This is a genomic window from Pseudoalteromonas sp. SG43-5, from assembly GCF_014164345.1.
Lineage (GTDB): Bacteria > Pseudomonadota > Gammaproteobacteria > Enterobacterales > Alteromonadaceae > Pseudoalteromonas > Pseudoalteromonas distincta.
Genome location: NZ_JACJFA010000007.1, coordinates 139,178 through 152,725 on the forward strand (window position 1 = coordinate 139,178; position 13,548 = coordinate 152,725).

The 13,548-nt window shown below is 38.9% G+C and carries 9 protein-coding genes; 4 read left to right on the forward strand and 5 right to left on the reverse strand.

All coding sequences use genetic code 11. The features are described from left to right. Positions 1-7: 7 nt before the first annotated feature. From H5161_RS09865 to H5161_RS09875, 3 genes are all read left to right on the forward strand, one after another. Positions 8-526: a DUF1566 domain-containing protein gene (locus H5161_RS09865; protein WP_024604441.1), complete on the forward strand. Its 519-nt coding sequence runs from the start codon at positions 8-10 to the stop codon at positions 524-526. Between the two features lie 166 nt (positions 527-692). Then, on the forward strand, positions 693-1,610 hold the full coding sequence (locus tag H5161_RS09870) for an ExeA family protein (RefSeq protein WP_024596878.1): 918 nt from the start codon (positions 693-695) through the stop codon (positions 1,608-1,610). Between the two features lie 11 nt (positions 1,611-1,621). Beyond that, complete coding sequence (locus tag H5161_RS09875; protein ID WP_182769183.1) at positions 1,622-2,683, forward strand: general secretion pathway protein GspB; 1,062 nt, start codon at positions 1,622-1,624, stop codon at positions 2,681-2,683. A 53-nt stretch (positions 2,684-2,736) separates the two neighbouring features. On the opposite strand, the gene H5161_RS09880 is transcribed toward H5161_RS09875, so the two are convergent. Both H5161_RS09880 and putA read right to left on the reverse strand, forming a co-directional pair. After that, positions 2,737-3,930, reverse strand: coding sequence for an HD-GYP domain-containing protein (locus H5161_RS09880; RefSeq protein WP_024604443.1), 1,194 nt, complete (start codon positions 3,928-3,930; stop codon positions 2,737-2,739). Positions 3,931-4,048: 118 nt separating this feature from the next. After that, positions 4,049-7,852 carry a bifunctional proline dehydrogenase/L-glutamate gamma-semialdehyde dehydrogenase PutA gene (gene putA, locus H5161_RS09885; protein ID WP_182769184.1) on the reverse strand — a complete coding sequence of 1,268 codons (3,804 nt, stop codon included), beginning with the start codon at positions 7,850-7,852 and terminating at the stop codon, positions 4,049-4,051. Positions 7,853-8,020: 168 nt separating this feature from the next. On the opposite strand from putA, the gene H5161_RS09890 reads away from it, so the two are divergent. Then, entirely contained in the window at positions 8,021-8,503 is a 483-nt protein-coding gene (locus H5161_RS09890; RefSeq protein ID WP_024596882.1) for a winged helix-turn-helix transcriptional regulator, read from the forward strand. A gap of 80 nt (positions 8,504-8,583) precedes the next feature. Here H5161_RS09890 and H5161_RS09895 read toward each other — a convergent pair whose 3' ends face one another. The 3 genes from H5161_RS09895 to H5161_RS09905 all read right to left on the reverse strand — a co-directional run bounded on the left by H5161_RS09895 (position 8,584) and on the right by H5161_RS09905 (position 13,413). Further along, positions 8,584-9,573, reverse strand: coding sequence for a sensor domain-containing diguanylate cyclase (locus H5161_RS09895; protein WP_182696568.1), 990 nt, complete (start codon positions 9,571-9,573; stop codon positions 8,584-8,586). Positions 9,574-9,757: 184 nt separating this feature from the next. Further along, positions 9,758-10,138, reverse strand: coding sequence for a DP-EP family protein (locus H5161_RS09900; RefSeq protein ID WP_182769185.1), 381 nt, complete (start codon positions 10,136-10,138; stop codon positions 9,758-9,760). Positions 10,139-10,158: 20 nt separating this feature from the next. After that, positions 10,159-13,413, reverse strand: a complete 3,255-nt coding sequence (locus H5161_RS09905; protein WP_182769186.1) for a winged helix-turn-helix domain-containing protein — start codon at positions 13,411-13,413, stop codon at positions 10,159-10,161. Between the last annotated feature and the right edge of the window lie 135 nt (positions 13,414-13,548).

Below are 13,548 nucleotides of genomic sequence, written 5' to 3' on the forward strand. Positions count from 1 at the left end.
GAAAATAATGAAATTAAAATTACTCTATGCACTAGCAACTATAAGCTTGAGCTTTAATATTGCAGCGGCGCAAACGTGCTACGACGGTGCAGATACCACAACACCGACAGATAGATTTACTATAAATACAGATGGCACAGTGTCTGATAGCGAAACAGGCCTTATGTGGCAACGCTGTAGTTATGGGCAAACTTACAATACAGAGACACAACTTTGTGAGGGCTCAACACCTTCTCTTACTTGGCAAGAAGCACTTCGTGGTGCTAAAAATGATACAACCGCAGATTACGATGATTGGCAAATGCCTAACATTAAAGAATTGGCGAGTATTTTAGAGCACAGTTGCACAGAGCCGAGTATTAATGAAGACGTATTTTTGGGCACTAAGCTTCAAAACTATTGGTCAAATACATCGGGTGTAAGCACAATGAGCTCAGCGTGGGTTTATCAATTTGATAGTGGGTTGAATAGCTTACATGCTAAAACCAGTAATGTGTATTTACGATTAGTGCGCTACGAAGAGTAAAATGCATACTAAGATTAGACAGACAAAAGTGCAGCCTTAAAACAGCTGCACTTTTTTTGTTTTACATAAATTTACGTTATTTCAATAATAAAGCGCTTACAACGTTGTCACTCAGCGCATTTTTTTGCCATTATAGGCCGTGATTTAATTACGAAGGAACATCACGGTGTATTTAAGCTATTTTGGCCTGAACGAAAAACCTTTTTCGATCTCGCCCAACCCTCATTACTTATTTTTAAGTGAACGACATAAAGAAGCCTTAGCACACCTTACCTATGGATTAGGTGAAGACGGTGGTTTTGTATTATTAACAGGTGAAGTAGGTACAGGTAAAACTACAATTACCCGCAGTATGTTAGAGCAGCTTCCTGAAAACACTCAAGTAGCGATGATCCATAATCCAGCGCTTTCAGAGCTGGAGTTATTAGCCAGTATTTGTGATGAGCTCAACATTAGTTACGATGTTCATAATGCGACGCTTAAAAGTCTTACCGATATTATAAAAAAGCATTTAGAGACTAATAATAAATCGGGCGGGCACACTATACTTATTATTGACGAAGCACAATTACTTGCCCCTAACGTGCTTGAGCAATTACGTTTGCTGACAAATATAGAAACCGATCATAAAAAATTATTACAAATAGTATTGGTTGGTCAACCAGAGCTGCAAGAACTTTTGAAGCGCAACGAATTAAGGCAACTTGCCCAGAGGATAACGGCTCGTTACCATTTATTACCACTTACGCAAGGCCAAACAGTCGCTTACATAAAGCATCGGTTACATATTGCAGGGTGTGATAAAGGAATCTTTTCGATGGATGCCATGCAAGCTGTTCATCAATTAACTGGCGGTGTGCCACGATTAATGAACTTGGTCTGTGAGCGTGCTTTAGTTGGGACTTTTGCAAAGCAGCAGTTGATAGTTGATAGCGATATAATAAAAAAATCAGCCCATGAGTCATTACCCATGGATTTTGTCGCACCGGTTAACGAAGCTAACAAAGCAACGTCATTTGTACCCTATAGCCTTGCATTCGCTGCTTTATTTGCCGTAGGCATTGGGCTTTCATTTATTTTATAGTTAGGTAAGTTATGTCTTATTTATTAGATGCGCTAAAGCAGTCGCAGCAATCAGATATGAGTGCTGAACAGTACGACTTACAATCTGAGCAGTTAAAGCAACAGCAAGCACTTAAGCGTTATAGACGATTAGCATTAGTATTTGGTACAAGCTTAGCTGCTTTTATTGCGGTAGCGGGTGGCTTTACCGCCGGAAAGTGGTTTCAAAGTACGACTTTATTAAACGCAGCGGAACCCGCTGTAATTAAGGTGGTGGAAAGCGAAAAATCATCGCCTAACAAAGACGTTAAAGAGGAAGATGCTGAAGCTGAAAAACAGCAAGTAGCTAAGTTGGAGTCTGCTAAAGTAGCTAAGTTGGAGCCTGCTAAAGTAGCTCCAACAAATACTGCAACGATTGAAGGGCAACTTGTGCATGTGCAAACCCCCAATGGTGTACAGCAAATGTTATTAACCCCAAATGGTCAGTATATTCCTATGCCGTCGAGCCAGGTCACGAGCGCAGCAGGTTATAATCAGCAAAACATGCAACAAGTAATGCCTGTTCAAAATTATAATCAGCCAGCGTTTAACCCACAAAGTAATTACAATCCAAATAATGCACAAAACACTGCGGTATTTGGGCAAAATCAAAATACCGCATCGGCTCAACTTGATATGAGTAAATATAAAGTATTGGGTAAGCCAATTAATGGCAGCACCCAATCTCAACAGACGAGTGACCCTGAGCTTGATGCTGTGCCTACAACTCTTAAAAATGCATTTGCGCAAGCTATACAAGATGTCGAAAAAAACCAAGATTATGAAGTTACTCAAGCGTCAAAAACGTCATCACGTGTTGAGCCTGTTGAGTTATTACCTGATGGTTTGCAATCAATGTTACCTAGTATTAAATATCAAGCGCATATATATTCATCGAGTGCTGATAAACGTTGGATCAAGCTAAATGGCCGAGAATTACACGAAGGAGAAAGCATAGGAGCTCTAACAGTCACAGAAATTACACCTGAGCAAAGTGTGCTAGATTTTGATGGTTATGAGTTTAGCTTAAAAGCTTTGCAAGACTGGCCGCAGTAAGCGCTTAGTTATCATGTTGAGAGCTCGGTAGAATATTGAGCTCTCAATAGTGCTTAGGATAATATTGAATTTTTATAAAAGCGTTCTAAATCAATGTTATATTCTTTAGGTTTAATCGCTGACTCAAGAGTGTCTACAGTTTTTTTATTAGATAAATCAATATCTTTTACTTCGGTGTAGCGGCTATGCTTAGCGCTGTAAAATGTTTTAACGACAGGTTTTAGTGGTGCCCCCGGATTACTCTCGGTGACCAAACCCACTCTTTGACTCGATAACCTTACAAGCGTTCCTACCGGATGGATGCCAATACATTGAATAAATTTATTAAGCAGCACAGGATCAAAGCTATCAGGGCACCCGTCTTTTAATATTTTAAACGCCTTTATTGGCTCCATGCCTGCTTTATAAACACGTTCTGCGGTAAGTGCATCATAAACATCTACAATTGACGCCATACGTACATACTGACTTATCTCGTCACCTTTTTTACCAAACGGGTAGCCTTTACCATCGAGTCTTTCGTGGTGCATACCTGCAATATCTACCGCGATCCCTGTTAAGCCAGAGTCTTCTAATATCTCTTTACTGAAAAGCGAATGCATTTTCATTATTTTAAATTCGTCGTCTGTAAAGCGGCCAGGTTTGTTTAGCACTTCATCAGGGATTTTTATTTTACCAATGTCGTGTAATAGTGCGCCGGTAGTCAGCTCAACAATAGTGTCTTTCTCTATATTTAAGTGTTTTGCAAAAATACCCATTAATATTGATACATTAATTGAGTGCTCAAGTAGGTAGGCATCTTTTTGGCGCATTTGGGTAAGGCAGGCTAGGGCATCTTGATTTCTAAAAACAGAATCCATAAAGCCACTTGCCAGTTCTCTAAACGGCCCTATATCTATATCACGGCCAGCTTTTATATCTTTAAATGCTTTTATTTGCAGTGTTTTTGCTTCGTCATAAAGCTTTTTTGCTTTTCCCATTTCTTGCTCAGCGCTGTTTATTTTTTGCCAAGGATTACGCTTTATTTTTGTTGTAGGTGTAGCGATAGGATCTTTTTCAGGGACTGAATCAATGAGGGTTTTATCTGGGTCGATTTCTACTTCTAAAATACCTGCTTTTATCAGGTTATTAATACCAGCTTGAGTTTTAACCCAGCCTTGGTTTTTAATTTTAATGCTGCCAGTTTGTTTGGTAACGCTTTGCACAAACATACCTGGGACTAACTTAGTAATAGGAATGGTTTTCAATTTCACGGCTTCAGTTGTTAATCTACTTTTAAACTAACAAACTTATACGTAACGACCAAATAAAAAAGGCACTTTACAGTGCCTTTTTTTATTTTTTAGTGAAAAACTATTAGCTTAATTATTCATCATCTTCAACAAGCGTCATTAGCGAGGTATTACCGCCTGATGCTGTTGTATCAATACTAATTGTTTTTTCAGTAATTAAGCGCTTGATTAATGTATCGTAATACTCAGAGCTAATTACCGGTAAAATTGCGCCTTTACGCTGTGCAAGCTGTTGGCTGAAGTAGCCTAAACGAGACGAGCGAGCGGCAACTACCGCACCAGCTAAATGAGGGTGAGCTAAGATAGCTTGTAACTGATTAGGTTTAGCTACTTGGAAAACACCTTCAGCAACACCTGTAGAGATAAATTTATCTTTAAAGGCAACAGCTTCATCGTAAAACAGCTCAGACGCTACAGTAATTACCGTATTACCTGCGGCAATAGCGGTAATGATAGACAATGCCCAGAAGTTAAATGATGTGCTCTTATCTGCATAACACACTACACAACCACGCGCTTCTAGATGAAGTGTATTAGACTCACCCGTTGGCCCTGGCAGGGTAGTATATTTACGCATGTGCTTTTCAAGGCGGTTAAGCTGTGCACGAGCTTCTGATAATGTTAATGCTAAATCGTCTGCTAAATCGTCGATAATTTCTACCGTCGCGATTTTAGCAAGCAACTGACGTACAGCCGAAACTCGGTCGTTTAGTGGTGTTGCACGCCAGATTTTTTCATCGCGCATTGAGTTAGCCATTAGCTTTTTAACTTGCTCATTTGCACCGCTGTAGTGGTGTAAATCAAGCTCATCTGGCGTCAGGTTTGTCATTTGCACGTTATCTGGTGATGCCTTTTCTTTTACTAAACGTTGAAGGTAGTTAGGGCCACCGGCTTTAGGGCCAGTACCTGATAAACCACGACCACCAAATGGTTGCACACCAACAATAGCACCAATCATGTTTCGGTTAATGTAAACATTACCCGCACGTGACATTTTAGCAAGGTACTCACAGCGCTCTTCAATACGTGAATGTACACCCATTGTTAAGCCATAACCTGTGTTGTTAATTTGATCCATTACATCATCAAGTTCGCTCGATTTAAAGCGAACAATATGAACGCATGGGCCAAATACTTCACGCTTAAGTACTGATAAATCTTTGATTTCGTATAAACGAGGTGCAAAAAAGTATGCGCCATTTTGAGTGTTATCCGGGATTTTACACTCGTAATGAAGTATAGAGTTACCTTTTAAGTACTCAACGTGCTCGTTTAAGTTTTTAAGTGCTTTTTCATCAATTACCGGACCAACATCAGTTGATAGTAACGATGGGTCGCCAATGTGTAGCTCAGCTAGGGCACCTTTAAGCATTTCGATAATGCCATCTGCTACGTCATCTTGAATGAATAAAACACGAAGAGCAGAACAACGTTGCCCAGCACTTTGAAAACCAGAACTGATCACATCGTCAACTACTTGCTCAGGAAGCGCCGTTGAGTCAACAATCATACAGTTTTGGCCACCTGTTTCTGCAATTAACGGTACTTGAATATCGTTACGTGCAGCAAGTGTTTGAGAAATTAATGTGCCTGTTTCAGTAGAACCTGTAAACATAACCGCTTGAATGCGTTCATCAGGAACAATTGTTTTGCCTACTTCAGAACCACGAGCAATAACCGGTTGAACAACATGCTCAGGTAAACCAACAGACAGCATTAGTTCAATAGCACGAAGGGCGATTAAACTTGTTTGCTCAGCAGGCTTTGCAATTACAGTGTTACCTGTAACTATCGCAGCGGCAACTTGGCCTAAGAATATTGCAAGCGGGAAGTTCCACGGGCTAATACATAAAATAACGCCACGGGCTTCAAAACGCTCATCTTGCGATAGCTCCTCAGCGCGCGCCGCGTAGTAACGGCAAAAATCAACCGCTTCACGTACTTCATCAATACCATCTTGCGCTACTTTACCTGCTTCTTTAATACAGATGGCAACAAGTTCGTCGTGATGACGCTCTAATATGTCAGCAACGCGACGCAGTAAGTTAGCTCGCTCTCTTACTGGTGTTTGTGACCATGATTCAAGTGCAGCTTCAGCGTTAGCCAGTAATACTTTCATCTCTTCGCCAGTTTGCAATTTAACGTGGCCGATGATTTCTTTGTGATTTGCTGGGTTTTTAACAGCTAATGAGCCTTCAGGTACTTGGCTTTGCTCAATTAAGTGCTCGTTAAACCATGTTTCAAGATTCTCTTTGAAAGGGGTAATAACGTTAATGTCGGTTAAATCCATGCCTTTAGAGTTAGCACGTTCTTCACCGTATAAATCAATTGGCATTTTGATTTGCGTATTGTACTTGTTACGCAAGCCTTGCAATGTTTCTACAGGGTCTGGTAGTAATGATTCAACAGGTTTTGTTGTATCTACAATGGCGTTTACAAATGATGAGTTAGCACCATTTTCTAACAAACGACGAACAAGATACGCAAGGAGGTCTTCGTGTTGACCAACTGGGGCATATACGCGGCATTGAATTTTTTCTTCGTTAACGATTTGGTCGAATAATGACTCACCCATACCGTGCAAACGTTGAAATTCGAAACCTGTGTTGTCGCCTTTGGCTACTTCTAAAATAGTCGCGGCAGTGTAAGCGTTATGTGTAGCAAATTGCGGATAAAGCACATCGCGCGCTTCAAGCATTTTAATAGCACACGCTTTGTAAGAAACGTCTGTTGTTGCTTTGCGGGTAAATACTGGGTAGTGATCTAAACCATCTTGCTGTGTGGTTTTGATTTCAGTATCCCAGTATGCGCCTTTAACTAGACGTACCATCATCTTGCGACCAACGCGGGTTGCAAGGTCAGTTAGCCATTCAATTACAAAAATAGCGCGTTTTTGATAGGCTTGAACCGCTAAGCCAAACCCTTGCCAATCACCAAGATCTTCATCACTGAATACCGCTTCAATTACATCTAATGAAATATCTAAACGGTCTGCTTCTTCTGCATCAACGGTAAAGCCGATATCGTATTTTTTAGCGGCAAGAGCAAGTTCTTTTAACTTAGGGACTATTTCTTCCATCACACGGTCTTTATGAGTGAACTCATAGCGCGGATGAATAGCAGAAAGCTTAACTGAAATGCCAGGGCTCTTAATTGGACCACGACCATTGGCCGCTTTACCAATTGAGTGTATAGCATTCATGTAGCTGTCAAAGTAACGCTTCGCATCTTTCATTGTGCGCGCGCCTTCGCCTAGCATATCGTAAGAATACACATAACCTTTTTGCTCTGTTTCGGCTGCACGTTCAATTGCTTCGTCAATGGTACGACCCATTACGAATTGCTTGCCCATAATTTTCATAGCAAAGTTTACAGACTTACGAATAACTGGCTCACCTAAACGACCAATGGTCTTTTTAAGCATGCCGAACTGTTGTTCTTTAGTTTTGTCTGTGTAGTTAACCATTTTACCGGTAACTAATAATCCCCAAGAAGATGCGTTTACAAATAAAGAATCGCTGCTTCCTAGATGAGAGCTCCAATCACCTTTGGCTAACTTGTCACGAATAAGTACATCTTGAGTTGCTTTATCTGGTACGCGAAGCAGTGCTTCGGCCAAACACATTAATACAACGCCTTCTTCACTAGAGAGTGAAAATTCATTTAAAAGCGCATCAACACCGCCTTGCCCATCTTGCTCTTTACGAATGTTCAAAACAATCTGGCGGGCTCTTTCCCAGGCACGACTTCGTGCTTTTACGCCTACTTCTGCAAGCGGTAAAATATGATCAATAACTGCATTTTCATCTATGCGGTAGAAGTCACGGATTCTTTGTCTGATAGGACAAGTAGTAGTTAAATCGCCGTTGAATAACATAAGCAACCCTCAGGATGTTAAGAATTAAAGTAAAATTAATTACCAATAAATTACCAGTGATATTGTGAGTGCATTCTAATTAAAATTCAGCAGAATATGCTGGTTAAATTTCGCGATTTACGATAATTTACAGGGTATAAATTTAACTTATCCGCATAAAATTCTGTTATGACAATTCCAAATAGATTACGCATGCTAGATCGCATTGATTTAGCCATACTAGACGTTCTTCAAAAGAACGGCAGAATTTCTAATGTTAACCTCGCAAAACAGGTTAATTTGAGTGCCAGCCCGTGCCTAGATCGGGTTAAACGATTAGAGCAAGAAGGGTATATTGAAGGCTATTATGCCAAGCTTAGCGAAGCTAAACTTAATCAGAGCTTAGTAGCGCATGTTCAAGTATCGCTTGTTGCTTCAAATACAGCTGTATTTAAAGTATTTAGAGAGCACATATTAAGGATAGAACAAGTAGTCGAATGTGACATGGTTGCTGGTGGTTATGATTACTTATTAAAAATTCGCGTTTCTAATATGGAAGAATATAGACAAGTTCTTGGCGACTTAGTAGATATTCCCGGCGTGGGTACTCATCATACTTATATGGTGATCGAAAAGATTAAAAAGGATGAAGGATTGTTAATCGATATTTAAGCTTTTCTCAAGTCATAAAAAAACCGCAATTGCGGTTTTTTTATTTTAGTAGATAAATGCTATACCAAATAGTTAGTACATCACCTTATACATAATTTATTACGACCTTCCGACTTCGCTCTGTATAAGGCAGTATCCGCCGCGCATATTAATGCCTCAGATGTTCTGTATTGATTATTGTATTCACACGCTAAACCCTGACTTACACTTATTTTTACATTCGCTGGTAAACCGAGATCTCTAAAATTAATGTTGAGTATTTTTTCTTGAATACGCTTAGCAATCATTTGTGCATTTGAAATGTGCGAACGAGGCAGCACAACAGCAAACTCCTCACCACCATAGCGTGCTACTAAACTGTCTTTAGATGGTAAGCACTCTTCAATTGTACGAGCGACTTTTTGAAGGCACTTATCACCTTTTACATGGCCAAAGTTATCGTTAAATAATTTAAAGTAATCAATATCAATAAGTATAAAGCTAAGAGGCTGCTTGTTAACTATGCACTCTTGCCAATTTTTAATGATGGTTTTTTCTAAAGTACAGCGATTAGCAATACCAGTGAGATGATCAAGTCTGGCTACGTTTTCCAGTACTTTGTATTTTTTAACGTGCTTTGAAATATCATGCATTATACAAATAAAAAGTGGGGTACTTGCGACTACCGATTCGGGTAAACATGATATAGATAACTCAACATCTAAACAGTTACCATTGTTTTTTCTTATTTTAACTTCTTTCGGACCATGATTGAGTGGTGTTTGATAGTTGTTTTTCCAACTTTCAAACATGTATTTATAGTCATCGCGATACTGTTCTTGTAAACAATCTTGCCATTTTTTACCTATTAATGAATCAGACGTTACATTGAAAAAACGTGCTGCTACGGGATTGACTGATTCAAACACCCCATCTGCATTAACAATAAAAATAGCATCGGCCATGACATTAGTGACATTAATAATTGCGCTTATTTTTTCATTGTTAACGGTATTAGAAATGCTGCTGATTAATGCAGATACAGCGCTGTCGGTGTTGTTTGCTTTGCTATTTTCATTATTGTTAGACATGGTGTTGCTCATTTTTATTGTTAATGAAACTTTATGTCTAGCAGTTTATTCAATTTATCGTTTTTAAACCTTTCGGTAACCTTCTGATTTAAGTTGTTGTTATTTAAGTTTATTTAAGGGGCGTTTTTAAATAAATTACACCGCAATTAATATGCCTGTGCAATTTAAAAATAAGCATTACTAATTAGAGTTCTTTTTCATTCTTAACTTGAGGATCAGCGCTTTCATATTTATTGCCATTACACTCAACGATAAAGATTAAGCATACAGAGCCATTATTTTCATCTGTGTCGGTAATGATAATTGTGTGGCCGTTGTCACTTACTTTATAGCTGAAGTCTTGGGCGCATGGTTTTTGTGTGTCGATATTGGTGATAGTAGCGCCAGTAAATACGAAACCATTTTGAATTGTGGCATCGTCTAAATTGTAGTTGCCAGCGGTTTCAGTTCTTACAACACCACCGCCAGTAGCGGGTTCGCCATTTTTTGTATAGCTAAAAATAGCTTCACCGTTGTTAAGTTCAATATTTACTTGAAAGTCGACATTTTCTAGGGTGTTATTCATATCATTTCCTTTATGAGTAATTATAGTTGGAAGTTCGTAATGCCTAATTTAACTAGGCTTGTTTTTATTTCTGATATCTCGTCTTCTCTGTTTAAACAGGTATAAGCTTGTACTAGTGGGTATGTTATTTTTACGCTCTGACTTATTTTTGCAGCTTCAGAAATTGCTTTGATAGCACTTAAGCAAAATTGCTCTCGCTGTTTATTAGTTGTAGCTAAGTTTGCTTTGATTAAGTTTATTCTTGTATATACTAAGTAATCACCAGTTTTAGTTAGGCTGGCTAATTGATGTTTGTAGTTTTCATTATTCTCAAGCTCAGTTAATAACTCCTGCGCTTTGAGTGGTGATTGTCTATTTATAAAATATTGAATCAGTGTAATTTGTGTATTAATAGTGCTGGTATTTTTAAAATTTTGAGATTTTAAAAAATTAATTATTTTTTCAATTGTTGAGTCAGTAGCTTCATCAGTAGATAGCATTAGTGAATGTGCTAAAGAGCGATAATACATAAGCTGAAATTTATTGTTTTTTGGATCTTGTACTAAAGCTTCATTGATAACTTGATTAGCCAAGCTGGCTTTTTTATGGGCCATCCGTTTATCACTCAAATAGCTCAGTAAATAACTTTGTTGCATATATAGGTTTGCTGACGTGTAAAAAAGGCTTGCATCACGAGGGTAGTCAGCAATCAATTTTGTGATTACGTCAACTGCACCTTCCAATATATTAACTGCTTCATTAAAGTTACTTAGCTTCTCTTCTGTTTTTGCAAGCCAACTAATCGTATCGGATTTATCTCGAAGTAAATCTTTGTTATTAGGTTTCAGTTTAAGCGCTTTATTTTTAAGTAAAAGTGACTCTGCAAAGTTCTTTTTTGCAGCGCTGTAGTTGGATTTTTCTATGTATAAAGAACCTAAAGAATTAGATGAATACGATAATTCCATAATGGAGTTAAAATCATTGGCTGCCAGCGCATACATTTTTTTACTGTAAGCGTGGTATTTTTTAAACATTTGCTCAGTAGCTTGATGATCATTTTGATCATAAGCTAATTGACCAAGCCAAAAGGCATTGGCACCTGCAAGCGTTAGTAGCTCTAAGTTATTAGGCTGTATTTTTAATAATGCCTCAAGGCGGGTGCGGGCGTTTTCAAAGGCGGTAAAGGCTTCATCAGTTTTACCTCGGGAATAAGCTACTTCACCCATTGCTTCGAGGGTTTGTGCGTACTGAAAACGGTTGTTAAATTGTGCTTTATTATCGCTAAAGCTAAAAAGTGAACTTGAATCGTCAGTTTGATCAGTAAAATACTCAAGTGCTTTATTACTAATACCATCAAGTAAGTCCATACGTTCAACGCTACGTAATTTATCGGCAAAGTCGCCGACCATAAACCCCAGTAAGCTTTCGGCCTCAAGCTGTTTTTTTTGCGCATGTTGTTGGGCTTTAAAACTAGTGAAGCTCATTAATAACGCGGTAAATGTAAGTAAGCACAATAAAGTAACGGTCACTCGTTTTGCTCTTATTTTTGTTTTTGTTTTTTTTACAGAGCTTTTGATAAGAGCATGCTCGTTATCATCTAATTTAAACAGTTTGTCGTTAAGTAATAGCTGCGCTTCTTGTAGTGGTTTACCTGGCGCTAGGAGGTAAGCACTACTTTTGCCTTCATCTACCCAATTTCGTGTTTGATGTTGTAAACGACTTTTTATTGCTAAGGCATCTTTATGGTCATTAATCCATTGTTTTGCGCGCGGCCATTGACGCAATAATGCCTCGTGAGCAAGACTAAAACAGGCTTCTTGGTTTTGTAAATGCGATACAAATAAACGGCTATCGACCATGGCTTGCACAAGCTCTTTTTGACTTGTGTTGGTTAATGTTTGCCAGCGGGCAGCGCGGCTCGTAATGGTTTTACCATCTGGGTTTAAAGTGATCAGTTGTGATAATACGCTTTTTAGTTGCTGCTGTTGCTCATTACTAAGATCAATAAATATATCTTCTGCTTTTTTGCCTATGGCGCCCTCAATACCCCCGAGTTTTGTGTAAACACTGTGCAGTAGCTCGTTATTATCACTGCGCTGTAAGTACAGCTCTTGCAATGTGTATTGCAGCATGGGCAATGCATCGGGGTTATTGGCGGTATCGGCGCACAATATTTCATCCAGTGGTGTTTGGGTTTGTGGGTCATTGGAGAACGTTAAATTAGCGGTTAACGCTGGCAGGCGAATAATTTGTTGGAGTTCTTGGCGGTTTGGCGGTGTTAAATCGTAGTGCGCGCCATGAGCTTTGCCTGCCATTAAACTTGGTTGTTCAACCACTAAAGGATAAAAGTCGTTACGACACGCACTAAATACAATCACAGCTTTAGAGATTGCTAAGCGTTCAATAACCGATAAAAAATGGCTGCGTGTTTCGCTACTAAATATAGGAGAAGAAAGCAGTACTTCTAAGCGGTCAATAAATAAAAATAACTGGGGTGTTTTAAGTTTTGTAGAGGCTTTACTAAGTGCAGCTTGTATGGCGTTAATTACGCCATCTATTGCCAATTCTAGTTGCTCTGCAAGTGTTTGCGCGCTTAATCCTTCAAACACAGGCTGGTCGTTTATATCCCAATCAAGTAATGCAGAAGCTAAGTCTAGAAAAAGTCTATTTTTATGCACATCTGCAAAGTCGATCTGGGTGTAGGAAATAACACCGATGCCATTATAGCCTCGCTCATCTAGCAGTTTTGGTAAAATTCCAGCATTAACAAGCGAGGATTTACCTGTACCACTAGGGCCAAGTATTAAGCAAAAAGCACGACCGTAATTTACCTGGCTAGATATCCTTTCCAGCAGAGTAGCTATAGATTGGGTACGGCCAAAAAAAACGTGGGTATCATTTGGGTTATATGCACGCAGACCTAAGAAAGGGGATCCTCCCTGCCATGTACTTTTAGTGCTTGGGATAGGATCTGCTAACGGAAAAGATAATTTTGCAATAATGCGGTAGCCACGTTTACGGATAGTTTCAATATAATGTGGTTCATTGGCTTTATCACCGAGCGCTTTTCTTAGCTGAGTGATAGTTTTATGTAATGGATTATCGCCAATATCAGTATTTTTCCAGCATTTATTGAGCAATTCATCGCTGCTTACAATGTCGCCATTTTGTTGACACAAATGCAATAAAACCTCCATCGCTTTGGGCTCTAACTGTTTGGCTTTACCAGTGAGTTGAATTGAGTTAGTTGAAGGTGTTACTTGCCAATCGCCTAGGTAGAAGGGGTTGCGCATCATCATTACTCATTATTGTTTTTTTATTATTAAAATTAAGTGCGTATTGATATTTATTAACACTATTTATATGGCAAATAAATCTATAACACAACTATTTGAGCTTATTCTGAGCAGAGGGGGGTAGTAAAGGATGAG

What these genes read in the sequence shown, in the direction of transcription:
- H5161_RS09865 (WP_024604441.1), top strand. Translation starts at nt 8, where the DNA reads ATGAAATTAAAATTACTCTATGCACTAGCAACTATAAGCTTGAGCTTT.
- H5161_RS09875 (WP_182769183.1), top strand. Translation starts at nt 1,622, where the DNA reads ATGTCTTATTTATTAGATGCGCTAAAGCAGTCGCAGCAATCAGATATG.
- putA (WP_182769184.1), bottom strand. Translation starts at nt 7,852, where the DNA reads ATGTTATTCAACGGCGATTTAACTACTACTTGTCCTATCAGACAAAGA.
- H5161_RS09890 (WP_024596882.1), top strand. Translation starts at nt 8,021, where the DNA reads ATGACAATTCCAAATAGATTACGCATGCTAGATCGCATTGATTTAGCC.
- H5161_RS09895 (WP_182696568.1), bottom strand. Translation starts at nt 9,573, where the DNA reads ATGTCTAACAATAATGAAAATAGCAAAGCAAACAACACCGACAGCGCT.
- H5161_RS09900 (WP_182769185.1), bottom strand. Translation starts at nt 10,138, where the DNA reads ATGAATAACACCCTAGAAAATGTCGACTTTCAAGTAAATATTGAACTT.
- H5161_RS09905 (WP_182769186.1), bottom strand. Translation starts at nt 13,413, where the DNA reads ATGATGCGCAACCCCTTCTACCTAGGCGATTGGCAAGTAACACCTTCA.